This is a genomic window from Streptomyces sp. NPDC045287, assembly GCF_056432325.1.
Window position 1 is genome coordinate 174,506 of the sequence record NZ_JBWKJG010000012.1, and the last position, 24,477, is coordinate 198,982.

Here is a 24,477-nt window from a genome sequence, read left to right on the forward strand (position 1 = left end):
GCCACCCGTCGAGCGTTATTGGGGCTGGGCGTGCCGGTCTACCTGGAACTGCTCTCCGGGGTGGTCGCCGGCATCATCGACACCGTCTGGGTGGCCCGTCTCGGAGAGGCGGCGGTGGGTGCCGTGGCCATCGCCAGCACGTTGGAGAACGTGCTGCTCGGTGTCATCCTCATGGCCAACGTCGGGACGACGGTGCTGATCGCGGACGCCATCGGAGGCGGCAGGCGGTCGGAACTGCCGGTGGCGATCCGGGCGGCCGGGGTCCTCTGGCTGGTCATCACGCCCGTCGTCGCCGTGGGCGGATTCCTGCTCCGCGACCAGGTGGCACAGTTGCTGGTGGGCAGCGGCGGTGGGGAGGTGCACCGGCTGGCGGTCGACTTCTTCGCCATCGCCTTCCCCGGCATGGCGGTCTTCTTCGCCCAGAACGTCGTCGACGGCATCTTCAAGGGCACCGGGGACACCCGGACGCCGATGCGGATGGCGATCCTCGCCAACGCCTGCATCCTCGTCCTGGACCCGCTGCTGATCTACGGCGTCGGCGGCCTGCCGGAGATGGGCGTCCAAGGTGCCGCGCTCGGCATGATGCTGGGCCGGGCGGTCGCCCTCGGCGTGAGCCTCGTACTGCTGCGGCGCAAGCGCCTCGGCGACACCGGTGGCGAGACCACCGCCCTGCGCTGGACCGCCGCGCTGCGTCGCATCCTGGGCGTCGGGCTGCCGGTGTCCGGGGACTTCGTACTCCGCATGGGCATCAGCGCCACGCTCGTGGGCATCGTCGCCAGGTTCGGCGAGGACCCGCTCGCCGCCTACGGCATCGGCATCAAGCTGATCCTCTTCGTCACCATGGCCTTCTACGCCTTTCGCCAGGCCGGCAGCATCCTCGCCGCCCGCGCCCGGGGAGCCGGGCAGAACGCGGACCGGGTCATCGGGCGGCAGAGCCTGTTGCTCGCCACGGCGGTGGGTGCCGGCGCCGGACTGGTCCTCGCACTCGGCGGACGAGTGGTCATGGGCTTCTTCAGCAAGGAGTCGTCAGTCGTCGACTCGGGTGAAATCCTGCTCTGGTACCTCCTGCCGTACCTGATCCTGCTCGCCGGGGTGGTCGGACTGGGTGGCGTGTTCATGGGCAGCGGGCAGGCCCGATCGCTGTTCTGGGTCACCGTGCTCGGGGCGTGTGTGCAGCTTCCGCTAGCCTATGCGCTGAGTTCTCTGTCGGCCCTCGACGTACAAGGCGTGTGGCTGTCCATGATCATAGGTACGGCGACCCAGTACGTCATGACGGTCCTGCTCTTTCGGCGCCTGGTGGGAGCGGACGAGTCCGTCATGGACAGGCGTGGCCGAGCCGAGCCGCGGGTAGCTAAAGTTGACAACTGACAGGGACGCGAAAGGGGAAGGGGGGCCATGACTGAGGCGAGCGATCACAGGGACGAAGTGACTTCAAAGCCGAGAAGCCTCGCGGAGAAGCTCGAACACTTGCTCACCGTCACAGCGCCCTCCGGACAGCGTCCCCCTTCCAATGAGGAAGTCGCGACGGCGATCAATATCGCCGCGGGCGAGAAGACGATCAGCGCGACCTACGTCTGGCAATTGCGCACGGGCCGCAAGACGAATCCCACGATGCGCCACTTGGAGGCGCTCGCGCAGTACTGCGGGGTCAGCGCGGCCTACTTCCTCGACGAGGACGAATCGCGGAAGATCGATGACCAGTTGAGCCTGCTGGAAGCCCTGAAGCAATCCGACGCGCGTGACATCGCCCTGCGGTCGACGGGACTGTCCGAGTCCAGCCGGCAGGCGCTGCACAGCATGATCGACCAGTTGCGGAAGTTGGAGGGCCTGTCGGACGACGAGCCCGGCACCGGCCTGTAAGGGCGGCGCCCGCCGGAGAGGACGCAACCGCGAGGAAGTCATCCCTGCCGGAATCCCGTCGTAGGAGCCCCGACGCGCTCGTCCAGCGCCTGGAAGGCCCGCGACACCCGGATCAGGGTGGCGATCTCCTGGCGGAGACCGAGGTCGGGCGTCCGCTGACGGACCGACCGCCCCTGCTGTGACGCGTCGGCCCGCTGCAGCGCGCCGAGGTCGGCCCGCAGCGCCGAGCGCAGCACCACCGCCTCGCACAGGGCTTCATGGGGTAACCCCTGCGCCTGGTCCAGACGGTGCAGGGCGATCGGGTCCGCCGCCTGGCGGAGCATCAGCTCGGCGTCCCTGATCTCGATGACGCGACGGTACAAGTGGTAGTCGAGCGGCCTGGGCGGAATCCACGCGAAACGACGGGCGGACGGGTTCTCCAGGGCGATGGCGGGTGCCGCCCTGTACACCGCCTGCCACAGCGGAGCGAGCTGCAGATAGCTGCGATAGCCGTCGAGCCAGCGACCGATCATCTCCAGCCTCGGACCCCACAAGGGGATCGTCCAGCCGACGATCTGCATCAGTGTCCCCGTGTCTGCAATGAGCCAGAAGAGGGATTTCCAGGGGCCTACGATCCCTGTGGTGTGGAGGGCGGCAATCTGCCAGTAACGGACACCGCAATAGACCAGAATGAGCGCTGAACCGCCGGCGACGAGCCACATTCCGAGGCGCAGCCAGAATTCGGGTATGGTCCGCGCGTACCGGAAGGCGAAGACGACCGTCTGGAACCTTCCTGCGGCACAGACGGCCAAATAGTAAGTGAAGTAGAGGGCGTACCCCGGGTCCTGCAGGTTGAGGTAAATCGCCTCCTGGGCGTTGGCCTCCTTGTGCGGATGAACGGCGACGAAGAACAGAACGAGTACGGCTATTGCCACACCGAATCCGGCCGCGAGCCACCGCGTGGCACGCTTCGCCTCCAGCGGCGGGAGCGTCAGATTGACCACGGTGATTTGCTGTGCGGCGGTGAGGATGACCACCGAGACCTGGACGACGATGGTGGTGGCGTTCGGGAAACCAAGTAAGGCGGTGAAATGCCCCCGAAAGACGTCCAGGTCGACAAAATAGGCGATCGAGTTGAACAGGAAGTAGGCGCACAGGGCCGACAGCGCCAGATTCCTCGGGTTCGAAAGAAGCGCCGGGAGCCGGTACAGCAACGCCGCCAGGGTCGCGATCGCACAGGCCCACGAGAAAAGGGTGTAGAGCATTCACCGCACCGCGTTGGCCTGAGCCGACTGGTCCATCGCGATGGCCGCCCTGAGCCGCGAGATGACCTCGCCGTCCGTGGAGTGCAGGGGCGGAGTGGCCTCGCTGGACTGCCGGCCCCGGGCGAGGAGCAGGGAGGCCATCATCTCCGCTTCCTGCTCATTGCTGTCGGAGTACCTGGTGCGCAGCAGCACGCGCCGTACGACCTCGGGCGCGATGTCGGGGAAGAGCTGCCGGAGCACGCCGTTCTCCGCGTTGTCCACCGCCTGGTGCCCGCAGAGGATGTGGGCGAGCTCATGGGCGATGATGTGCTCCTGGTGGGCGCGCGTGGTGCGAGCCTCATAAATAACGAAGTCGCCCATGTTGGTGGATATCCACATGCCGTTCACCGAATAGCCCGGTATCGCCATGGGGATGAGGTGTATGGATTTGCCGCGCAGTGCACTGAGCCTGACCCGAAGAGAGAGGACGTCTCTTTCTTCTTCTCCGTGCATGGTGGAGAGTTTCGCTTCGCACGCTCGTCGCAGACGCTTGAAGTAGCGGGAATTCTTCGGCGTGTACGTCGTCACTTGCTGGTCACCGACTTCTGCTGATGCTTGCACTCTATTTCCGAAGTGATAACTGCGAGTTCACACCTCGTGCGGAAATTCGCGCACATGAGTATCGAGTCACGCATGACGAGCAAGTGTCCCCCTTTATGTGCCCAGCCAGTTGCGGTGTGCCATCGAGCGACCCTACCCGCTGCGGGGGTACTGAACCAGACAGGGTGGAGGTTTGGGAACCTCTTTAAGTATCTCGTCCGCCCCTTCGAGCATCTAGTCTTGATATCTACTTGACTCAGCTCGTGACCGTGTCGGCCTTCCGGGGTCGTGCGGGCGCGGAAGTAACCGAGAAGTCGCCGTTCTGCGGCATTGAGGGCTTTTCGGGCGCGCCTTCGGGCCTACGGGCCGCTCCACGGCCGGTGGCGGCGGGTGCCGTGTGCTCGTCGCCGCCGCCCCGCCCGGTGGGCCGCCGGCCCCCTCGGTCAGGCGCCTGCGCCCTCGCCCGTCCTGAGCCGCACGCGGGAGCCGTCGCGCCCCTTGACGACCTCCAGTTGCGTGGGGATGCGGCGGCGCAGGTCGGGGACGTGGCTGACGATGCCGACGCTGCGGTCCCGTTCGCGCAGCGAGTCGAGGACGTCCAGGACCTCGTCGAGCGTCTGGTCGTCGAGGCTGCCGAACCCCTCGTCGATGAAGAGCGTGTCGAGCCGGACGCCGCCCGCCTCGTCGGTGACGACGTCCGCGAGGCCCAGCGCCAGGGCGAGGGACGCGAAGAACGTCTCACCGCCCGAGAGCGTCGCCGTGTCGCGCTCGGCACCGGTCCACGCGTCGACGACGTGCAGGCCGAGACCGGCGCGCTTGCCGCCGCTGCGGGCGTCGGAGTGGACGAGGGTGTAGCGGCCGGACGACATGCGCTGCAGCCGTGCGGTGGCCGCGGCGGCGACCTGTTCGAGACGCGCGGCCAGGACGTACGACTCCAGGCGCATCCGCCGCTCGTTTTCGGCGGAGGTCCCCGCGGTGAGCGCGGCGAGCCGGGCCACCCGGTCGTACTCGACGCGCAGCGGGCCCAGCGCACGGACCTCGTCCGCCACGCGCGCGGAGAGCCGGTCGAGTTCGGCGCACCGGTCGCGGTGGGCGGCGAGCGCCGTGGCGGCGGCGCGGGCGGCGCGCTCGGCGGCTTCGTGGGCGGCGGACGCGGCCGCGACGTCGGCGGGCGGCCCCTCGGCGGCGGCGCGCGCGGCGGGCTCGGCGAGCCGGTCGGCGACCACGGCGGCCTCCGCCTGCCAGGCGTCGGCACGGCGTTGCAGGTCGCGCCGCGCGGCGTCGTCGAGGAGGGCGGCCGCGGCGGCGTCCGGCGTGGCGAACCCGGCCCGGTAGGCGGCGTCCGCGAGCCGGGCGTCGGCCTCCTTGAGCCGCTGCGCGGCGGCCTCGGCGGCCCGTACGGCGTCGGCGGCGGCGTCGAGGACGGCCACCTCGCGTTCCAGGACGGCCGCCCGGCGGGCGACGGTGCCGCCGCCGTCGCCGAGGACCCGGGCCAGGTCGGCCTCGCGGGCCGCCTGCTCCTGGTCGAGCGTCTCGCGCCGGGAGGCCCGGGCGGCGGCGCGCACCTCCGCCTGCCGGCGTTCCTCGACGCGCCGGGTGTGCTCCTCCTCGGCCCGCTCCAGCGCTTCGCGCGCGGGGTGGCTGTCGGCGGCCAGTCCGCGCGCCTCGGCGTGCTCGCGCTCCAGTTGTGCGACGAGGTCCTCCAGCGCGGCGGCGGCCGGGGCGGGCCGGTCCCCGTCCGGGCCCGCCCCGGCGCCGGGAACGCCGGGTGGCGGCTCCTCGACGGCCTCCGCCGCCGCGGCGGCGAGGGCTTCCCGTACGGCGGCCAGGTCCCGTTCGGCGGCGGTGCGCGCCTCGGCGGCGCGCACGTGCGCCTCGTACGCGCCGGCCTCCGCGGCGCGGTCGACGTGGTCGGCGGTGGGCCGTGCGGGCGACGGGTGCTCGGCGGAGCCGCAGACCGCGCAGGGAGCGCCCTCCTCCAGGTGGGCGGCGAGTTCGGCGGCGATGCCGCGCAGTCGGCGTTCGCGCAGGTCGAGCCAGGTCTCGTGGGCGGTGCCGGCTTGTTCGCGGGCGGTCGCCAGGCGGGCTTCGGCGGCGGCCACGTCCTTCGCGAGGGCGTCGCGGCGCAGGGCGGCGGCCAGGCGGCGCCGGGCCGGGGCGAGCTGTCCGAGGAGGTGCTCGGCGCGGGCGGCGGCCTCGCGGGCGGCGTCGACCCGGTCGAGGAGGGCGCTCCGGGCGGCGTCCCAGCCCGCCAGCCAGTCGGCGGCGTCCTGGAGGGCCTGGTCGTCGGCGCGGGCCTGCCGGTCGAGGTCGGCGCGCTCGCGGGCGATCTCCACGAGGCGCTGTTCGGCGCGGCGGGCGGAGTCGAGGCCGCCGAGCTCCTGGCGCCGCGTCCGCGCGAGGCGGGCGAGCAGGTCCGGCCCGGCGTCGGCGAGGTCGCCGGGGAGGGCGGCCCGGGCGCGGTCGCGGGCGGCGCCCGCGGCGCGGTGCTCGCGCTCCGCCTCGTCGCGCAGGGCGAGCGGCCCGGCCACCCGTTCGGCCTCGCGGGCCTGGTCGAGGCGGGCCCGCCAGGCGTCGTGCTCGGCCCTGCGCTCCTCCAGAGCGGCGGCGCGGCGGCGGGCGTCCTCGTACCGTTCGCGGAGGGCGGCGAGGTCGCGCCGCTCGTCGAGGGTGCGGCGGGCGGCCTCCCGCCGGGCCTCGGCGGCGGCCAGGGCGAGGTCGGCGGTGTCGAGGGCCTCGCGGGCGCCAGAGCGGGCGACGGCGGCCCAGCCGAGGACGGCGTCGGCGAGGCCGGGGTCGCCGGGCCCGCCGTCGGGTGCGGGCCAGCCGGCGGCGGCGTCACCGGCGGCCTGCGCCATGCGGTGCGCGAGGGCGAGGAGCCGCTGGTCGCCCTCGCGGACCCGCTGTTCGGCGGCGCGGCGCAGTTCGGCGAGGCGCTCCTCGACGGCGGCGAAGCGGCGGGTGCCGAACAGCCGGCCGAGGAGCTTGCCGCGCGCTTCGGCGTCGGCGCGCAGGAAGCGGGAGAAGTCCCCCTGGGGCAGCAGGACCACCTGGCAGAACTGGTCGCGGCTCATGCCGACGAGTTGGACGACCTCCTCGCCTATCTCCTGGTGGGAGCGGCTCAGGCCGTTCCAGGCGCCGGTGTCGGGGTCGTACTCGCGCAGCCAGGACTGGGCCTTCTCGGTGGTGAAGCCGCTGCCGCGCTTCTTGGGGCGGGGCTGGGCGGGCCGCCGGGTGATCTCCAGGCGGCGGCCGGCGACGGTCAGGTCGAGGACGACCTCGGTGGCGGTGCCGGCGGGCGCGTGGTCGCTGCGCAGCGAGGCGCCGGGCGCCTGCCGGGCGCCGGGGACGGAACCGTACAGGGCGAAGCAGACCGCGTCGAGCACGGAGGTCTTGCCGGCGCCGGTCGGGCCGTGGAGGAGGAACAGGCCGGCGGCGGAGAGCGCGTCGAAGTCGACCTCCTGGGTGGTGCCGAAGGGGCCGAAGCCGGTGACGCGGAGCCGGTGGAGCCTCACCCGCCCACCTCCCGCTCGCGCACGGCGAGGTCGGCGCGGACGTCGGCGAAGGCGCTGCGCAGGGCGGCCCGCTCGTGGGCGTCGGGCCCGGCCCCGCCGCGGACGTGGGTCACGAAGTCCTCCGCGATCTGCTGGTCGGTGCGCCCGCGCAGGCGGCGGGCGTAGGAGAGGAGGTCGTCGGCGGTGTCGGCGCGCTCGGGGTCGAAGACGAGGCTGAGCGTGTGGGGGAAGCGCCGGGCGAGCCGGGTCATGGGCTCGGCGGGGCGCACGGGGTCGGTGAGGGTGGCCTCGACCCAGGCGTCCTCGTGGCGGTCGAGGGCCGGGTCGGCGAGGAGGTCGTCGAGGCGGCCGCGGATGCGGGCGAGGGGGCGCGGGACGGGGCAGTCGACCCGTTCGGCGGTGACGCCGCCGTCGGGGGCGAGGTCGACGAGCCACATGGTCTTGCGGTGCCGCCACTCGGAGAACGAGTAGGCGAGGGGCGAGCCGGAGTAGCGGACGCGGTCGGTGAGGGCCTGGGCGCCGTGCAGGTGACCGAGGGCGACGTAGTCGACGCCGTCGAAGACGCCGGCCGGTACGGAGGCGACGCCGCCGACGGTGATGTCCCGCTCGCTGTCGCTGGGTTCGCCTCCGGCGACGAAGGCGTGGGCGAGGACGACCGAGCGGGTGCCGGCCGGGCGGGCCGCGAGGTCGGCGCGGACGCGGTCCATGGCGGCGGCGAGCACGGCCTGGTGGCCGGCCTTCGGCGCGCCGAGGCGTTCCCGTACGAGGGCGGGTTCGAGGTAGGGAAGTCCGTAGAAGGCGACGTCGCCGTGGGGCGGGTCGGGGAGGACGACGGGGGTGCCGATGCCGCCGGGGTCGGTGCGCAGGTGGACGCCGGCGCGCTCGATGAGGCGGGCGCCGACGCCGAGGCGGCGGGCCGAGTCGTGGTTGCCGGAGATCATCACCGTGGTCACGCCGGCGTCGGCGAGCCGGTGCAGGGCGGTGTCGAACAGCTCCACGGCGGTGAGCGGCGGTACGGCGCGGTCGTACACGTCACCGGCGACGAGGACCGCGTCCACCTCGTGGTCGCGGACGGTGGCGACGAGGTGGTCGAGGAAGGCGGCCTGGGCGCCGAGGAGGCTGACGCGGTGGAAGGACCGGCCCAGGTGCCAGTCCGATGTGTGCAGAAGTCTCACGGTTCCGCTCCGCCCCCCTGTGCCGTTGTACCGCCGTGCCGCTCGTCCGCCTCCCGGGCCGGTAGGCAAGTCTGCCATCCGCGCGGAGGTGCGCCGCGCGCCGGTGCGGGGCGGCGGGCGGCGGGCGCACCGCGGCGGCGGACGGGGCGGCGGGCGGGGCGCCGCGGCGGGGAGCGGGCGGGCGGTCAGCCGTCGCCGTACGCCTCGCCGCCGAGCTCCAGCGCGGCCGTGCCGGCGGTGGCGTCGGCGAGCCAGCCGCGGAAGGCGTCCACGTCGGCGTCGGGCAGGCCGACCTCGATGCGGACGGCGTCGGCGTACCGGACGTCGCGGACGGACCGGCCGGCGGCGCGCAGGTCGTTCTGGAGCTTGCCGGCCCGCTGGTGGTCGACGGTGACGGTGACGATCCGGAACCGGCGGCGGGTGACGGTGCCGAGGGCGTCGAGGGCCTCGCCGACGACGCCGCCGTAGGCGCGGATGAGGCCGCCGGCGCCGAGCTTCACGCCGCCGTAGTAGCGGGTGACGACGGCGGCGACGTACCGCACGTCGCGCCGCAGCAGCATCTGGAGCATCGGCACGCCGGCGGTGCCGCCCGGTTCGCCGTCGTCGCTGGCCCTCTGGACGGCGGCGTCGGCGCCGATCACGTACGCGAAGCAGTTGTGGGTGGCGGTGGGGTGTTCGCGGCGGACGCGGGCGACGAAGTCCTGGGCCTCCTGCTCGGTCGCGGCGGGGGCGAGCGCGCAGAGGAAGCGCGATCGGTTGATCTCGGTCTCGTGCACGCCCTCGCGGGTCACCGTCAGGTACTGCTCCTGCATCCCGCCACCCTAGCCGTGCCCCGGCGCGGCCCCCTCCGCGGCGTCCCGGGCGGCCCGCCCGGCGAGGCGGCGCCGTGCGCCGACCCGGGCGGGCGGCGGGTCGCGCTTGCTCACGCCGGTGAGGATCGTGCGGAGCGCCGCCGTCCCGGGCGGGCGGCGAGTCGCGTGGCCGCCTCCCGGAGGGCGTACGGACCGGGGCCCCTCGCGGTCCGGTCCGGGGCGGGGCGGGCACGGCGGGGGCCTCCCGGCGGGCCGCGGCCGGGAGGCACGGCGCGGATCGGGCAGTGGGGCCGCCCGTGAACGGATGGCCACGCCCTCCGTGTCACGCGTGTGGCGGATCCTCCGGAATGCCGGGCGCCGCACGCTGGTTGACTGCACGGAGAGAGCCCCCAGGCAGGCAGGAGACGGCACGTGTACGGCGATACGGAGACCATCCGCAGGATCCTCACCGAGTCCGGCGACACCTGGGCCGTGGTCGGCCTGTCCACGAACCGGTCGCGGGCGGCGTACGGCGTGGCGGCCGTGCTGCGGCGTTTCGGCAAGCGGGTCGTGCCGGTGCACCCGAAGGCGGAGACCGTGGACGGCGAGCGGGGGTACGCCACGCTGGCGGACGTCCCGTTCCCGGTGGACGTCGTCGACGTCTTCGTCCACAGCGGGCTGGCCGGGGACATCGCGGACCAGGCGGTGGCGAAGGGCGCCAAGGCGGTCTGGTTCCAGCTCGGCGTCGTCGACGAGGAGGCGTACGCGCGGACCCGGGCGGCGGGGCTGGACATGGTCATGGACCGGTGCCCCGCGATCGAGATCCCCGCCCTCGGGCTCGGCTGAGGCGCCGGGCCCTACGCCCGGCCGTGCTCCTTGCGGGTGCGCCCCGCCACCGTGTCGATGACGACGGCCGCCAGCAGCACCCCACCGGTGATCATGAACTGGACGGCCGACTGGATGCCCAGCAGGGACATCCCGGAGGCGATCGACTGGATGACGAGCATGCCCAGCAGGGCGGACCAGGTGGTGCCGCGGCCGCCGAAGAGGCTGGTGCCGCCGATCACGGCCGCGGCGATCGCGTTCATCAGCAGCAGGCTCGACCCGGACGTCTGGCCCACCGACGTGATCCGCGAGGCGAGGAACAGCCCGCCGATCGCGGCCATGGTCCCCGACAGCATGAAGACGGACACCCGCACGCGGACGACGTCGATCCCGGCGCGCCGGGCCGGCTCGCCGCCACCGCCGCCGAGGGCGTACACCTTCCGCCCGTACCGGGTGCGGCGCAGCACCAGGTCGAGGCCGCCGACGACGACGAGGAAGGCGAGCAGGGCGAGCGGCAGCCCCTGGAACCGGTTGAGCACGTGCGCGGCGGAGAAGGCGACCAGCGCCACCGCACCGGTCCGCACCGCGATCTCCGTCAGCGGCCGGTGCGGCAGGCCGGCCGCCCTGCGCCGCCGCCGGTCCCGGTGGTACACGAGGAAGCACAGGACGGAGCCGACCGCCGCCAGGCCGTACGCGGCGGCGACCTCGTGGAAGTAGTGGCCGGTCAGGTTGCCGACCAGGCCGTCCTCGTCGAGGTTGAGCGTGCCGCTGGTGCCCAGGACGTACAGCATCAGGCCGTTCCAGCCGAGGAGCCCGGCGAGGGTGACGACGAAGGACGGCGCGCCCACGCGGGCGACGAGGAAGCCGTGCAGGGAGCCGATCGCCGCGCCGCAGAGCACGGCGATCACGACGGCCGGCCACTCCGCCACGCCGTGCCGCACGTGGAGCACGGCGAACAGGGCCGCGGCGAGGCCGCTGACGGACCCGACCGACAGGTCGATCTCGCCGATCAGCAGGACGAAGACGATGCCGACGGCGATCATCCCGGTGCCGACGATGTCCACGCTGAGGTTGGACAGGTTCCGCGGCGCGAGGAAGTTGCCGTTGAGGAGCTGGAAGACCGTCCAGATCACGAGGACCCCGATGACGACGGGCAGGACGCCCACCTCGCCGGTGCCCAGCCGCCGCCCGGCCGCCCCGGCGGCGCTCCTGAGGGCCCGCCGGAGGCCGGTCACCGCTCTCCCCCGCGCGCGTGCGGGGCGCGGCGGACGGTGCCGGGGAAGCTCGTGACGCCGGTGACGGAGGAGACGATCTGTTCCTGCGAGGCGGTGCTGACGTCGAAGAAGCCGTTGTTGCGGCCGAGGTGGAGGACGGCGACGCGGTCCGCGACGGCCTTGACGTCACCCATGTTCTGGCTGATCAGGAGGACGCCGGTGCCCCGGTCGCGGAGCGTCTCGACGAGGTCGAGGAAGCGGCTCGTCTGTTGGACGCCGAGGGCGGCGGTGGGTTCGTCGAGGAGGAGCAGGCGCGGCTCCCCGACGAGCGAGCGGGAGATCGCGACGGTCTGCCGCTGCCCGCCCGACAGGGTCGCCACCCGGGCCCGCGGGTCGGGTACGTGGACGGCGAGCGAACCCAGCAGGTCGCGGGTCCGGCGTTCCATCTCGACCTCGTCGAGGAGGCCCGACCGGCGCAGCTCGCGGCCGAGGAACAGGTTGCCGACGACGTCGAGGTTGTCGCAGAGCGCCAGGTCCTGGAAGACCGCGGCGATGCCCAGGGCATGGGCGTCGTGGGGGCGTCTCATCCTCACGGCGCGGCCCTCCCACCGGATGGTCCCCTCGTCGGCGGGGGCGACCCCGGCGATCACCTTGACGAGGGTGGACTTCCCGGCGCCGTTGTCGCCCATCAGGGCGACGACCTCCCCGGCCCCGACCTCCAGCTCCACGTCGGCCAGCGCCTCGACGGCGCCGAAGCGCTTGCAGATGCCGCGCAGGGCCAGCAGGGGTGGGACCGGCACCGACGACCACCTCCTTCTCCGCCCGATTACACGGTGAGTCCGGCCTTCGCGCACGCCGACGCGTACTTCGGGGTGCAGATCTGCGCGATCGTGTACATCCCGCCCCTGACGACCGTGTCGCGCACGGTGTCCGCGGTGACGGGCACCGGGTCGAACAGGACGGCCGGCACGCCCCGTACGGTGGCCTCGTCGCCGCCCTCCGGGTCGATGGCGTCCGGCGGGTCGCCGCGGCCGAGCGCGACGGCCATCTCGGCGGCGGCGTCGGCCATGGGCTCGAACGGCTTGTACACCGTCATGTACTGCTCGCCGGCGACGATCCGCCGGATGGCGGCGAGGTCGGCGTCCTGCCCGGTGACCGGCGGCAGCGGCTCGACGAAGTTGGCCTTCAGCGCGGAGACGACGCCGCCGGCGAGCCCGTCGTTGGCGGCGTACACGCCGTCGATGCTCCCGGCGCCGAGCGCGGCGACGGCGCCGGACATGCGGGCGTGGGCGATCTCGGGGCGCCAGCGGTCCGTGTCGTACGCCTTGGCGATCCGCACCCTGCCGTCCAGGACCTCGCGCGCACCCCGCTCCAGGGCGATGGCGTTCGGGTCGGCCGGGTCGCCGTTCACCATGACGATCCGCCCGCCGTCCGCCTCGGCGCCCATGGCCCGCAACAGCGCCTCGGCCTGGAGGCGACCGGTCTTCCGGCCGTCGTAGGAGACGAAACCGGAGACCGGCCCGTCGGCGAGGCGGTCGTACGAGACGACGGGGATGCCCGCGTCGGCGGCCTTGGCCACCGAGGGGCTGAGGGCCCGGGAGTCCACGGGGTTGAGGACCAGGACGTCGACCCCCGCGGTGATCATGGAGTCGAGCTGCTGCTTCTGGGTGGCGACGCCGCCCTGCGCGTTGGCGTGGTCCACGGTGCACCCCGGGCAGACCTGGCGGATCCTCGCCTCGATCAACGGCCGGTCGAAGCTCTCCCAGCGGGCGGTGTGGGTATCGGGCAGCAGCAGTCCGATGCGGGGCGTGAACTCGGTGCGCGTGGAGCTCGGACCGCCTTCCAGGTGCGCCTGCTCGGCGGTGCCGCAGCCGACCAGCGCGACGGCGAGCGCCGCCGCGGCCGCGGCGGGGGCGGTGCGCGGGCGGTCGCGCCCGCGCTGCTTCGTACGGAACACTCCTCCTCACCCTCCTTCGCGTCCGGAGCCGTACGGGAGGGGGCCGGTGGCCGGGGCGGCGCCAACAGCCGCGGTGGCGGTGTCCGGGCGGGGGCCGCGGGCGACGGCGAGCTCGCTCCACACCTGCTTGCCGCCGCTGACCGGTACCGATCCCCACGACTCCGACACGGCCTCCACCAGGAACAGCCCGCGGCCCCCGGTGGACTCCCAGTCGGCCGCCACGGGCTTGGCGGGGGCCCGGGGCGAGGCGTCGGTGACGGCGGTCCGCAGCCTGTCCCCGGCGAGCGTCAGATCGAGGCGTACGGCCCCCTGCGTGTGCACCAGGGCGTTGGTGACGAGCTCGGAGACGACGAGCAGCGCCGTGTCCGCCTCCTCGGCGACGCCCCAGCCGCGCAGGGTGCGGGCGGTGAAGCGGCGGGCGTGCATGACGGCGTCGGGCAGCCGCCACACGGTCCAGCCGGCGCGGATGGGCGGGGTGCCCATCCCGTCGTAGCGCATGAGCAGCAGGGCGACGTCGTCGTCGCGGCGGGTGCCGTCGCCGAGGATCCGGTCGGCCACGCGCCCGGGGTCGGCCGGGTCGGCGCCGGAGAGCAGGGCGCGCATCCGGAGCATGCCGTCCTCCAGGTGGAGGCTGGACGACTCGACCAGTCCGTCCGTGAGCAGCGCGAGGACCGTGCCGGGGGTGAGGCCGACGGCGGTGATGGGGTAGTCCGCGTCCGCGAGGACGCCGAGGGGGAGGCCGCCTTCGGTGGCGACCTCCTCCGCCGTGCCGTCCGGGTGGCGCAGCAGCGGGGCGAGGTGTCCGGCGCGGACGAACCAGGTGTCGCCCTCCTCCATGTCGAGTTCGACGTAGCAGCAGGTGGCGAAGAGGTCGGTCTCCATGCCGACCAGGAGCCGGTTGGCGTGCGAGACGACGACGTCGGGCGGGTGTCCCTCGACCGCGTAGGCCCTGATGGCGGTGCGGATCTGGCCCATGATGGTGGCCGCTCCGGCGCTGTGCCCCTGGACGTCCCCGATGACGAGGGCGACCCGGCTCTCGGAGAGCGGGATCACGTCGTACCAGTCGCCGCCGACCTCCAGGCCGGCCGTCGCGGGCAGGTAGCGGGCGACGGCCACTCCCCCGGCCAGCTCGGGGAGCCTGCGCGGCAGCAGGCTGCGCTGGAGGGTGGTGGCCAGTTCGTGCCGGGCGTCGAAGGCGTGGGCGCGGCGCAGGGCCTGCCCGGCCAGGCCGGCGGTGGCGGTCAGCAGGGACCGCTCCTCGGCGCCGAACTCGTGCGGCTCGTCCCAGCCGGCCAGGCAGGCGCCGATGACGCGGCCCTCGGCGGGGAGCGGCAGGAGGGCGAGGCCGCCGGGTCCGACCCCGGCGAGCGCCGGTTCGAGTTCGGCGCCGGCCGGGACCAGGCCGACGCGGACCTCCCGGAGCGCGGCCGCGAGCGTGGGCAGGGAGCGCAGTGGGGTGTCGGGCCACTCCGAGCGCCATTCGGAGCGCCAGATCCCGGGCCAGGCGCCGGGCTCGGGCGGGTCCAGGGCGGTGACGACGAGCCGGTCGGCCTCCAGGCCGGCGACGGCGACGCGGTCGGCGCCGACGAGGGGGTCGCGCAGGGTCTCGACGACGACGCGGGCGACGTCGCGGGCGGTCATCGTGGCGGCCAGGGACGCGGACAGCCGCTGGACGAGGGAGACCTCGTCGGTGCCGGGGCGCAGCGACGACGCGTCGACGACGATGCCGAGGACCCGTTCGGGGCGGCCGGCGGGGTCGTCGAGGACGCGGGAGCGCAGCCGCAGCCAGCGCAGGTCGCCGGCGGGCCGGCGGACGCGGAACTCCAGCTCCCGGCCCACCGAGGTGTTCTTGCCCGGTTCGACCAGGGACATGAGCGCGGGCAGGTCGTCGGGGACGGCGTGGGCGAGGAGCGTCTCGACCCGGCCGTCGAAGCCGCCGGGGGCGATGTCGACGAGTTCGAGCATCCGCGCGTCGGCGCTGATCCGCCCGGTGCGGAGTTCGAGGGTGAACGCCCCGACCCGCTCCGCGTCCAGCGCCTGGCCGGGCATGAGCTGGTACGCGACCTGCGAGCCCTCCCGACGCGGTACCGACCCCGGCGGCACGGTCCCGCCGGCGCCGCTCGCGACCGTGTAGGCCGTCCCCGGCCCGCCGCCCGCCTCCAGGCGGGCGGCGACCTGCTCGGCGTACAGCTCCATGAAGCCGCGCCGGTCGGTGTCGAAGCCCCGGCCGGTGTCGTCGACGACGATCAGGCAGCCGAGCCGCCGGTCGTCCGTGCCGACGGGCAGCACGCCCAGCGCCGCGTCGGGCGCGAGGGCCGCGGGTACGTCCTCCCGGCGGGCGGTGAGCTCGGCGGCGGTGGGCCACAGGGGTCGGCCGCCGCGGAAGGCGTCGGCGACGGCGGAGCGCCCCGACACGGCGTACCCGCCCGGCCAGCCGGGCAGCGCCCCGGAGTCCTCGACCGGTCCGGCGAGGCGCAGCTCGTGGCCGCCCTCGCTGAGGACGTACACGGCGGCCAGGGTGGCTCCGGCGAACATCGGCGCGCGGCCGGCCGCGGGGCGGCCGGTGTCGGTCGGCCGCACGGTGCCGGGGGCTCCGCCCGCGAGGTCGGCCCGCGGTCCCGGAGCCCCAGCCGCGGCGCCGCCTTCGCTGGACACTTCGCCATCACACCTCACCCTCCATACTGGGCGTCCGTGCAGGAGAGGGGCCAGTCAGGCGGTCCGGCGGGGTGGCGCCGGGCTGGTCGGCGGGGTGGCGCCTGGCTGGTCGGCGGGCGGGGCGACGGGCGCGGGTCCCGCGGCCGACCGGGGCGGCGGGGGCCGGTGCCGCTCCGCTCAGCGCCCTTCCCCGTGCGCCAGCGCGGCCAGTTGCGCGGCGGTGACGTGCTCCGGGATCGGTACGGGCGGGGGCGTGCGCAGCGGGGGCTGCCAGCCGCCCTCCGGGTCCCAGCGGCGTACGACGCGGGCCGGCGCCCCGGCGACGACCGCGTGGTCGGGCACCTCGCCGCGGACGACCGCCCCGGCGGCGACCACGACGTTCCGGCCGATCCTGGCCCCGGGGAGGACCACCGCGCCGGTGCCGAGCCAGCAGCCGGGGCCGATCTCGACGGGCGCCGAGCGCGGCCACTGGCGGCCGATCGGCTCGTGCGGGTCGTCGTAGCTGTGGTTGGTCGAGGTGATGTAGACGTACGGTCCGCAGAACGTGTTCGCGCCGATGGCCACCGGCGCGTCCGCCACGACGTGGCTGCCGCGCCCGAGGACGACGCCGTCGCCGAGGGTCACCACCGGGTCGGGGCCGAGGTCGAGGCCGGGCAGCATGCCGGCGCTGAGCGTCACCTGCTCGCCGATGATGCAGCACTCCCCCAGCTCGATCCACGCCTCGCCGAAGACCGTGCCCTGCGGGAACGCGAGCCGGGTGCCGGCGCCGATCCGGCGGAACCTCAGGGGCCCGGGGCGGTCGGCGGTGACGGAACCGGTCTCCTGCACCCAGCGCCAGCCGCGGTGCACCGCGGCGGAGAGCACGCGGCGGCGCCACGCGGCGAGCGGCGAAAAGGAGAACATGTTTCTGTTCCTGGGCACCCGGCCACGGTAGTGGCCGGGTCGACCGCCGGTCAGTGCGCGACGCTGTGATGTTCGCCCCACCGACGAAGCGGCGCGCGCGGTGGCCTACGGTTCCCCCGGGCGCGACGACGAACCCCAGCGCACGAGGGAGCAACGGAATGACGGAACGGCCATTGATCACCGCCGTGGGCGGCAAGGAACCGGAGGTGGCCAGGACCGCCTTCGCCGCGCCCACCTCCGTCGTGGTCGGCGAGGTCGTGATGGGGCCGGGGTCCAGCGTCTGGTACCACGCCGTGCTGCGCGCGGACTGCGGTCCGATCGTCCTCGGCGCGGACAGCAACGTCCAGGACAACTGCACGGTGCACGTCGACCCCGGCTTCCCGGTGACGGTCGGCGAGCGCGTGTCGGTCGGCCACAACGCCGTCCTGCACGGCTGCACGGTGGAGGACGACGTCCTGATCGGCATGGGCGCCACGGTCCTCAACGGCGCGCACATCGGCGCGGGCTCCCTCGTCGCCGCGCAGGCACTCGTCCCGCAGGGCATGCGGGTCCCGCCCGGCTCGCTCGTCGCGGGCGTCCCCGCGAAGGTCAGGCGGCAGCTGACGGACGAGGAGCGCCAGGGCATCAAGGTGAACGCCGCGATGTACGGGGACCTGGCCCGGGCACACCGCGAGGCGCACGCCGCGGGGACCTGACCGGTACCCCCGCGGCGCACGCCCCGGCGCCGTCCCCGTCAGTCGGCCGCGGCCGCGGCGGGGACGGGGTCGTGGTGCGGCCCGGCGGCCGCGGCGGCGCGCTCGGCCTCGGCCTTCTCGGTCGCCTTCCTGGCGCGGTGCTTCAGGACGAGCATCGAGGTGACGCCCACCGCCACGGCGAGGACGAGGCCCAGCCAGGAGAACCGCTTCAGCCACGCCTCGGCGACGACGCCCACGGAGTAGACCACCGCCGTGGTGCCGCCCGCCCAGAGGATGCCGCCGAAGACGTTGGCGACGAGGAACTTCCAGTACGGCATGCGCAGCACGCCCGCCAGCGGCCCGGCGAAGATCCGCAGCAGGGCGACGAACCGGCCGAAGAAGACGGCCCACATGCCCCACTTCTCGAACGACCGCTCGGCCATCGCGATGTTGGCCTCGCTGAAGTGCTTGGGGAACTTCCCGCCGAGCCAGGCCAGCAGGGGGCGTCCGCCCTTGCGGCCGATGGCGTAGCCGATCGAGTCGCCGATGATCGCGCCCGCCGTGGCGCAGGCCCCCAGGACGTACGGGTTGATGTCCCCGTGCTGGGAGGCGAGGAGAGCGGAGCTGACGAGGACGATCTCGCCCGGCAGCGGGATGCCGAGGCTTTCCAGCCCGATCACCACACCCACCAGGATGTAGATGCTGACCGCGGGGACGGTCTCGAGCCACTCCTGGACGTGCAACGCCGGTTCCTCCGTATCGACGAGTGACCTCTGGGGCCAGGCAGCCTACCGGGTCACGGGGAGGCCCGGCCCGTGCGCGGGCCGGGGCCACGGGAGGAGACGCCGGCCCGCCCGGCGGGGTTGCCCGCGCCGGGCGGGCCGTACGACGGGGCGGCGGACCTACGACGGGCCGGGCCGGTCAGGCGCGGGGGCGCAGCGTCCAGGTGATGGTCATCTCACCGGTGACGGCGCCGTCCTCGCGCGTGATCTCGACGCGGACGGGGAACTCGGGGCGCCGCCCGGCGTCCAGCTCGGCCACGACCTCTTCGCGGGGGCGGCCCAGGGTGGCGGTCGCGGTGACGGCGCCCATGGCGAGCTTCTTGTAGCCGATCTCCGCCCTGACGGCGAGCGGGACGGCGCGGCCCGTCTGGTCCCCGAAGGCACCGATGACGACGGCGCCGCTGGCCGACTCGCCGAGCGTGAACATCGCGCCGGCGTGCGGGCCGCCGACGTGGTTGTGGAAGTCCTCCTGGTCGGGCAGGCGCAGCACGGCGCGCTCGGCGGTCGCCTCGACGACCTCCAGGTTCAGGGTCCTGGCCATGGGGACGGTGGCCAGCAGCTTCTCGCCGATGTTCGGCATCGTGTCGGACATGCGCCCGAAGTTACCAGGCAGTAGTTTCGGCGTGAACCCTCCGTACGGGACCGGACGTGGCACCCGTCACCCCTCCCCTCTATGGTTACAGCCCATGTGGCCAGGACAGCAGCCGCCCGGGGGCGAGCAGAACCCGCAGGACCAGAACGCGCCGAACCCCTATCAGCAGCCGGGGTACCAGCAGCCGAACCCCTACCAACAGCCGGGGTACCAGCAGCCCGGTTACCCGCAGGCGGGGTATCCGCAGCAGAACCCGTACCAGCAGCCGACCGTGCCGCAGTACGCGGTGCCCGGGCAGCCGCCCGGCTCGCCGGTGCCGCCGGACGGCGGCGGGAAGGGGACCGCGGTCGTCGCGGCCGTCGCGGCCCTCGTCGTCCTGGCCGCCGCCGGCGTGACCGGCTACCTGGTCCTCGGCGGGGACGAGGAGCAGCCGGCCGCCCGGGGCGGCTCGTCGCCGTCCGCGAGCGCGTCCGCGCCGTCGGCGCCGGTCGAGCAGCCGGCGCAGTCGCCCTCCGGCAACCCGCGGGACGGCTCGGCGGCGCCCAAGCCGTCCGTCCCGGGCTGGAAGGTCGTCCACAACCCGAAGCGCGACACCCTCTTCGACATCCCGCCGGACTGGGAGGCGCTCGGCTCGGGCATGGCCACCGGCTTCGAGGACGAGAAGGCCGGCGACGGTTCGCCCGTCGTCACCATGTCGGCACCCGGCCGCTACAAGAGCGAGTGGTGCACGTACGACGACGACAAGGACGGCACCGCCGAGAAGTGGAGCCTCGCCACGGCCGGCACGAAGGGCGGCCAGGGCGCGAAGGACACCGCCGAGGCCGCGTACAACGAGGCCGGCAGCTGGGTGTGGGCGGGGTACGCGCAGACCGAGCCCAAGGGCACCGTCAAGATCACCAAGGCCGTGCCGTACACCACGAAGTCCGGTCTGAGCGGCCACATCGCCACGGCGACCGCCCTCAACACGAAGCACGAGAACAAGTGCGACACGGACGGCAAGTCCCTCGCGTTCTCCTTCAAGAACGCCAAGGGCGACTTCGTCTCCTGGGTCATGTACGCGAACACGGGCATCAAGGACGAGGTGCCGGACGAGACGATCCGGAAGATCCTCAGCACCGTCCGGCTGGCCGAGACCACTTCGTAGGGCGTCGGCCGGACCTGACGGGCAATCCGTTTGTCCACGGGGGTCTCCACCGGAGATAGTCCGGGGGTGAAGACCCCCGCCTCCTCCTCCCGCCTCCGCCCCGGCCGCCGCCCGGAGTGGGCGGGGCACAACTACGTCCTGCTGACCGCCGCGGCCGTCGTCACCAACCTGGGCTCCCACGGCGCCCTGGTGGCGGCGGCGTTCGCGGTGCTGGAGTCCGGCGGCGACGGCGGCGACGTGGGCCTGGTCGCCGCGGCCCGCACGCTGCCGCTCGTCCTCTTCCTCCTCGTCGGCGGAGCCCTCGCGGACCGGCTGCCCCGGCACCGCGTCATGGTCGCCGCCAACGCCCTCAACTGCGTCTCGCAGGCGGTCTTCGCGGCCCTCGTGCTCACCGGCCGGGCACAGCTGTGGCAGATGATGCTGCTGACCGCGCTGTGCGGCACGGGGCAGGCGTTCTTCAACCCGGCCGCCGAGGGCATGCTGATGTCCAGCGTCGGCGGCGAGCAGGCGAGCCGCGCCTTCGCGCTGTTCCGCATGGCCATGAGCGGCGCGGCCATCGGCGGGGCGGCGCTCGGCGGTGCCCTGGTCGCCGCGTTCGGGCCGGGCTGGGTGCTCGCCGTCGACGCGGTGGCGTTCGCCGTGGCGGGCGCGCTGCGGGCGTTCCTGGACGTGAGCCACGTCCCCGAGCGGGTCCCCGGGGGCGGTCTGCTCGCCGACCTGCGCGAGGGATGGGACGAGTTCGTCGGCCGCCCCTGGCTGTGGGCGGTCGTCGCGCAGTTCTCCGTCGTCGTCGCCGTCGTCGGCGCCGCCGAGTCCGTGTACGGGCCGCTGGTCGCGCAGGAGTCGCTGGGCGGCGCGCGGCCGTGGGGCCTGGCCCTGGCCGCGTTCGGCGTGGGCACGCTCGGCGGCGCGCTGCTGATGATGCGCTGGAAGCCGCGCCGGCTGCTGCTGGTGGGCACGTTGTGCGTGTTCCCGCTGGCCCTGCCGTCGGCGGCGCTGGCCGTGCCGCTGCCGGCGGGCGGCCTGGCGGCGGTGATGTTCGTGTCCGGGGTGGCGATCGAGGTGTTCGGCGTGGCATGGATGACCTCGCTGCACCAGGAGATCCCGGAGGAGAAGCTGTCGCGGGTCGCCGCGTACGACTGGTTCGGCTCGACCGCGATGCTGCCCCTGTCGACGGCGGTCGCGGGCCCGGTGGCGGACCTGTTCGGACGGTCGCGGGCGCTGTGGGGGTGTGCCGCGCTGATCGTGCTGGTGACGGCGCTGGTGCTGCTCGTCCCGGACGTGCGGAACCTGACGCGCCGTACGGGGCCGGCCCCGGCCCCGGCGGACCGGCCGCGGGAGCCGACCGGGGCGGCCTCCGGGACGGCCTCCGGAACGACGACCGCCTAGTGCCTCGCGGCGCCGGCCGTCAGCCGATGCCGAACGCGCCGCCGGGCGGCTCGGGCGACGGCACGGCGTCCGCGTCCCGCACCACCGCCGCGCCGCCGGTGAGCCGCGCCAGGGCCGGCCCGTGCTCCACGCGCGCGGGGAACGCGTCGGCGGCCGCCCACCGGGCCAGCCGGGCCGTGTCGACCGGCGCGTGCGAGGCGACCAGCACCACGTTGCCGAACCGTCGCCCCCGCAGCACCGCCGGTTCGGCGATCAGCGCCAGCTCCCCGAACACGGCGGCGAAAGTGGCCAGTTGGGAGCGGAGGAACGCGAACGGCGCCCCGTCCGCCAGGTTCGCCGCGTAACACCCCTCCGGCCGCAGGACGCGCTCCACCTCGCGCGCGTACTCGACGGACGTGAGGTGCGCGGGCACCCGCGAGCCGCCGAACACGTCCCCCACCACCAGGTCCGCCGAGCGCGCGGGCGCCGCCTCCAGCCACGCCCGCGCGTCCGCGCCGTGCACGGCGATCCCCGACCCGTCCGGCACGGGCAGCCGCTCCGCGACCAGCGCGAGCAGCGCCCGGTCCGCCTCCACGACGTCCTGCCGGGAGCCGGGCCGGGTCGCCGCGACGTACCGGGGCAGGGTCAGCGCGCCGCCCCCGAGGTGGACGACGTCGAGCGGGGCGCCCTCGCCGGCGGCGGCGTCCACGACGTGGGCGAGGCGCCGCGCGTACTCGAACTCCAGGTGCGTCGGGTCGTCGAGGTCGACGTACGACTGCGGCGCGCCGTCGACGGTCAGCAGCCAGGCCCGCTCCCGGTCGATGTCCGGCATGAGCTTGGCGGTGCCGCCGTCGACGGCGCGGAGTACGGGTACGGGCTCGTTCACCGCCCCATTCTCCCAGCCGGACCGCGGCGCTAGAGCAGCTCGCTCACGGTGCCCGCGCCGACCGTGCGGCCGCCCTCGCGGATCGCGAAGCCGAGGCCCGGCTCCAGCGGCATGGCGCGCCCCAGCTCGACGGTCATGGTGACCGTCTCCCCGGGCCGGGCGACGGCCGCCTCGCCCAGGTCGACGTCGCCGACCACGTCCGCGGTGCGGAGGTGGAACTGCGGCCGGTAGCCGGTCGACACGGGGGTCGCCCGGCCGCCCTCGCGGGCCGACAGGACGTACACCCGCGCCGTGAAGCGCCGCCTCGGCACGACGCTGCCCGGCTCGGCCACCACGTGGCCGCGGCGGACCGCGCCGCGCGGCACCCCGCGCAGGAGCAGCGCCACGTTGTCGCCGGCCTGCGCGGCGTCCATCGGCTTGCCGAACGTCTCCACGCCGGTGACGACGGTCTCCGCCGCGCCGGCGCCGAGCACCTCCACGCGGTCGCCGACGCGTACGGTGCCGCGCTCGACGGCCCCGGTGACGACGGTGCCCCGCCCGGTGATGGTGAGGACGTTCTCGACGGGCATCAGGAACGGCGCGTCCACGTACCGCACCGGCGTCGGCACGTACGTGTCGACCGCGTCGAGCAGCGCCTCGATCGACGCCGTCCAGCGGGGGTCGCCCTCCAGGGCCCTCAGCCCGGAGACGCGGACGACCGGGACGGAGTCGCCGCCGTAGCCGTGGGCGGTGAGCAACTCGCGCACCTCCAGCTCGACCAGGTCGGTGAGCTCGTCGTCGCCCGCGTCCGCCTTGTTGAGGGCGACGACGATGTGGTCGACGCCGACCTGGCGGGCGAGCAGGACGTGCTCGGCGGTCTGCGGCATGATCCCGTCGAGCGCGGAGACGACGAGGACGGCCCCGTCGAGCTGGGCCGCGCCGGTCACCATGTTCTTGACGTAGTCGGCGTGGCCGGGCATGTCGACGTGGGCGTAGTGGCGGGTGTCGGTCTCGTACTCGACGTGCGCGAGGTTGATGGTGATGCCGCGCCGCGCCTCCTCGGGCGCCCGGTCGATCCGGTCGAGCGCGACGTACGGGGTGGCGCCGTCGGAGCGCTCGCTGAGGACCTTGGTGATGGCCGCGGTGAGGGTGGTCTTGCCGTGGTCGACGTGACCCATGGTGCCGATGTTGAGGTGCGGCTTGGTGCGCACGTAGGCCGTCTTGGACATGACGGGACGGTTCCTCTCCGGAACTCGAAGCGACGATGGGGACCCCTCGGCCTTGCCGACCCTCCCCCTGCGGGGTCCGCCGGACGATCCGGGAAGGGTCAGCTTCGGGCGCCGTCCAGGACGATGGCGGCAGCCTTCGGCGCGTCCGCGACCGCGGACGACGCTGCGAGGAAGGCATACCGGAACATGCGCACGATCCTGCCGTGGCGGACCGTGCGCGTCGAGTGGTTTTCCGCGTCCCGGCCGCGCTCGCCCGCCCGGGACGCGGCCCGGGGTGCGGCGCCGGTCACGGTGGGCCCGCGGCGCCGTCGGTTACGCTCCCGGGATGTTCGAGCCCGCCGTCCGGCCCCGGGCCGGTTTCGCCCCGCGCCGCTCCCGCGTCCTCCTCTCCCCCTGGTCGCGGCTGACGCTGCTCGTCTGCCTGCTCGCGGGCGCCGGGGCGGTGGTCGTGGCGTACGAGCCGCACCGGCTCCTCGCGGACGGGGGCTGGCCGCAGCAGGTCGGCGGCGCGGGCGCCGTCGTGCTGTTCGGGGTCGCGTACGGGCTGTGCGCCGCCGCGTTCGTGCCGCGCCCCGTGCTGAACCTGGCGTCGGGCGCCCTCTTCGGCGCGCAGGCGGGACTCGCCGCGGCCGTCGCCGGCACCGTCCTGGGGGCGGGCGTCGCGTTCGCGCTCGGCCGCGCCCTGGGCCGGGACGCGCTGCGCCCGCTGCTGCGGGGGCGCTGGGCGGAGGCGGCGGACGGGCAGCTCAGCCGGCACGGGTTCCGGTCGACGCTGGCGATCCGGCTGTTCCCCGGGGTGCCGTTCGCCGCGGCCAACTACGGCGCGGCGATCTCGCGCATGGGGTACGCGCCGTTCCTCCTGGGGACGGGGCTGGGCTGCGTACCGAACACGGCGGCGTACGTGGTCGCCGGGAGCCAGGCCGCGGCGCCGACCTCTCCGGCCTTCCTCCTGTCGGCCGGGTTCATCGTGGTCAGCGTGGCCGCCGGGGCGGTCGTGGCCTGGCGCAAGCGGCACCGGCTGCGGTCGGCGCCCGCGTCCTGACACCGCTCCGCGACACCGGATGATCACCGTCCGTTCACCGTGAAGCGGTACGCTGCACCGACC

21 protein-coding genes are annotated in these 24,477 nt (G+C 74.5%); 7 read left to right on the forward strand and 14 right to left on the reverse strand.

The window, feature by feature from the left end:
• The first annotated feature begins 30 nt into the window (after nt 1-30).
• On the forward strand, nt 31-1,368 hold the full coding sequence (locus AC07D6_RS21005) for an MATE family efflux transporter (protein ID WP_479046457.1): 1,338 nt from the start codon (nt 31-33) through the stop codon (nt 1,366-1,368).
• A 27-nt stretch (nt 1,369-1,395) separates the two neighbouring features.
• Nucleotides 1,396-1,860, forward strand: a complete 465-nt coding sequence (locus tag AC07D6_RS21010; protein WP_315878145.1) for a helix-turn-helix domain-containing protein — start codon at nt 1,396-1,398, stop codon at nt 1,858-1,860.
• A 38-nt stretch (nt 1,861-1,898) separates the two neighbouring features.
• On the opposite strand, the gene AC07D6_RS21015 is transcribed toward AC07D6_RS21010, so the two are convergent.
• The 5 genes from AC07D6_RS21015 to AC07D6_RS21035 all read right to left on the reverse strand — a co-directional run bounded on the left by AC07D6_RS21015 (nt 1,899) and on the right by AC07D6_RS21035 (nt 9,185).
• Nucleotides 1,899-3,104, reverse strand: coding sequence for an MAB_1171c family putative transporter (locus tag AC07D6_RS21015; protein ID WP_479046460.1), 1,206 nt, complete (start codon nt 3,102-3,104; stop codon nt 1,899-1,901).
• Entirely contained in the window at nt 3,105-3,512 is a 408-nt protein-coding gene (locus AC07D6_RS21020) for a CUE domain-containing protein (protein ID WP_391653397.1), read from the reverse strand.
• A gap of 614 nt (nt 3,513-4,126) precedes the next feature.
• A complete protein-coding gene (locus tag AC07D6_RS21025; RefSeq protein WP_479046462.1) occupies nt 4,127-7,198 on the reverse strand; it encodes an AAA family ATPase in 3,072 nt (1,023 codons plus the stop codon).
• Entirely contained in the window at nt 7,195-8,373 is a 1,179-nt protein-coding gene (locus AC07D6_RS21030; RefSeq protein ID WP_479046464.1) for an exonuclease SbcCD subunit D, read from the reverse strand. The genes AC07D6_RS21025 and AC07D6_RS21030 overlap by 4 nt, the downstream gene beginning before the upstream one ends.
• 185 nt (nt 8,374-8,558) lie before the next feature.
• Entirely contained in the window at nt 8,559-9,185 is a 627-nt protein-coding gene (locus AC07D6_RS21035; protein WP_315878150.1) for a YigZ family protein, read from the reverse strand.
• Nucleotides 9,186-9,596: 411 nt separating this feature from the next.
• Between AC07D6_RS21035 and AC07D6_RS21040 the strand changes: the two genes are divergently transcribed.
• Entirely contained in the window at nt 9,597-10,010 is a 414-nt protein-coding gene (locus AC07D6_RS21040) for a CoA-binding protein (protein ID WP_315878151.1), read from the forward strand.
• Nucleotides 10,011-10,021: 11 nt separating this feature from the next.
• On the opposite strand, the gene AC07D6_RS21045 is transcribed toward AC07D6_RS21040, so the two are convergent.
• From AC07D6_RS21045 to AC07D6_RS21065, 5 genes are all read right to left on the reverse strand, one after another.
• Nucleotides 10,022-11,224 carry a sugar ABC transporter permease gene (locus AC07D6_RS21045; RefSeq protein ID WP_315878152.1) on the reverse strand — a complete coding sequence of 401 codons (1,203 nt, stop codon included), beginning with the start codon at nt 11,222-11,224 and terminating at the stop codon, nt 10,022-10,024.
• Nucleotides 11,221-12,003 carry an ATP-binding cassette domain-containing protein gene (locus tag AC07D6_RS21050; RefSeq protein WP_315878153.1) on the reverse strand — a complete coding sequence of 261 codons (783 nt, stop codon included), beginning with the start codon at nt 12,001-12,003 and terminating at the stop codon, nt 11,221-11,223. The genes AC07D6_RS21045 and AC07D6_RS21050 overlap by 4 nt, the downstream gene beginning before the upstream one ends.
• A gap of 26 nt (nt 12,004-12,029) precedes the next feature.
• Entirely contained in the window at nt 12,030-13,160 is a 1,131-nt protein-coding gene (locus tag AC07D6_RS21055) for a sugar ABC transporter substrate-binding protein (protein WP_315878154.1), read from the reverse strand.
• A gap of 6 nt (nt 13,161-13,166) precedes the next feature.
• Nucleotides 13,167-15,695, reverse strand: a complete 2,529-nt coding sequence (locus tag AC07D6_RS21060; protein ID WP_479046610.1) for a SpoIIE family protein phosphatase — start codon at nt 15,693-15,695, stop codon at nt 13,167-13,169.
• A gap of 297 nt (nt 15,696-15,992) precedes the next feature.
• The gene (locus AC07D6_RS21065; protein ID WP_315878155.1) at nt 15,993-16,736 is read right to left on the reverse strand and encodes an acyltransferase; all 744 of its coding nucleotides are present in this window, start codon (nt 16,734-16,736) and stop codon (nt 15,993-15,995) included.
• A 140-nt stretch (nt 16,737-16,876) separates the two neighbouring features.
• Between AC07D6_RS21065 and AC07D6_RS21070 the strand changes: the two genes are divergently transcribed.
• Nucleotides 16,877-17,413, forward strand: coding sequence for a gamma carbonic anhydrase family protein (locus AC07D6_RS21070; RefSeq protein WP_315878156.1), 537 nt, complete (start codon nt 16,877-16,879; stop codon nt 17,411-17,413).
• Nucleotides 17,414-17,451: 38 nt separating this feature from the next.
• Here the strand turns inward: AC07D6_RS21070 and AC07D6_RS21075 are convergent, their stop codons facing one another.
• Nucleotides 17,452-18,135, reverse strand: coding sequence for a DedA family protein (locus tag AC07D6_RS21075; protein ID WP_315878157.1), 684 nt, complete (start codon nt 18,133-18,135; stop codon nt 17,452-17,454).
• Nucleotides 18,136-18,313: 178 nt separating this feature from the next.
• Nucleotides 18,314-18,766: a DUF4442 domain-containing protein gene (locus AC07D6_RS21080; protein WP_479046470.1), complete on the reverse strand. Its 453-nt coding sequence runs from the start codon at nt 18,764-18,766 to the stop codon at nt 18,314-18,316.
• 94 nt (nt 18,767-18,860) lie between these two features.
• Here AC07D6_RS21080 and AC07D6_RS21085 point away from each other — a divergent pair, with 94 nt between their 5' ends.
• Complete coding sequence (locus tag AC07D6_RS21085) at nt 18,861-19,910, forward strand: DUF8017 domain-containing protein (protein WP_479046472.1); 1,050 nt, start codon at nt 18,861-18,863, stop codon at nt 19,908-19,910.
• 66 nt (nt 19,911-19,976) lie between these two features.
• Complete coding sequence (locus AC07D6_RS21090) at nt 19,977-21,299, forward strand: MFS transporter (protein WP_479046474.1); 1,323 nt, start codon at nt 19,977-19,979, stop codon at nt 21,297-21,299.
• 19 nt (nt 21,300-21,318) lie between these two features.
• Here the strand turns inward: AC07D6_RS21090 and AC07D6_RS21095 are convergent, their stop codons facing one another.
• Complete coding sequence (locus tag AC07D6_RS21095) at nt 21,319-22,164, reverse strand: spermidine synthase (protein WP_479046476.1); 846 nt, start codon at nt 22,162-22,164, stop codon at nt 21,319-21,321.
• 29 nt (nt 22,165-22,193) lie between these two features.
• Nucleotides 22,194-23,372, reverse strand: a complete 1,179-nt coding sequence (tuf, locus tag AC07D6_RS21100) for an elongation factor Tu (RefSeq protein ID WP_479046479.1) — start codon at nt 23,370-23,372, stop codon at nt 22,194-22,196.
• Between the two features lie 325 nt (nt 23,373-23,697).
• Here tuf and AC07D6_RS21105 point away from each other — a divergent pair, with 325 nt between their 5' ends.
• Nucleotides 23,698-24,414, forward strand: a complete 717-nt coding sequence (locus tag AC07D6_RS21105) for a TVP38/TMEM64 family protein (protein WP_315878163.1) — start codon at nt 23,698-23,700, stop codon at nt 24,412-24,414.
• Nucleotides 24,415-24,477 lie beyond the last annotated feature (63 nt).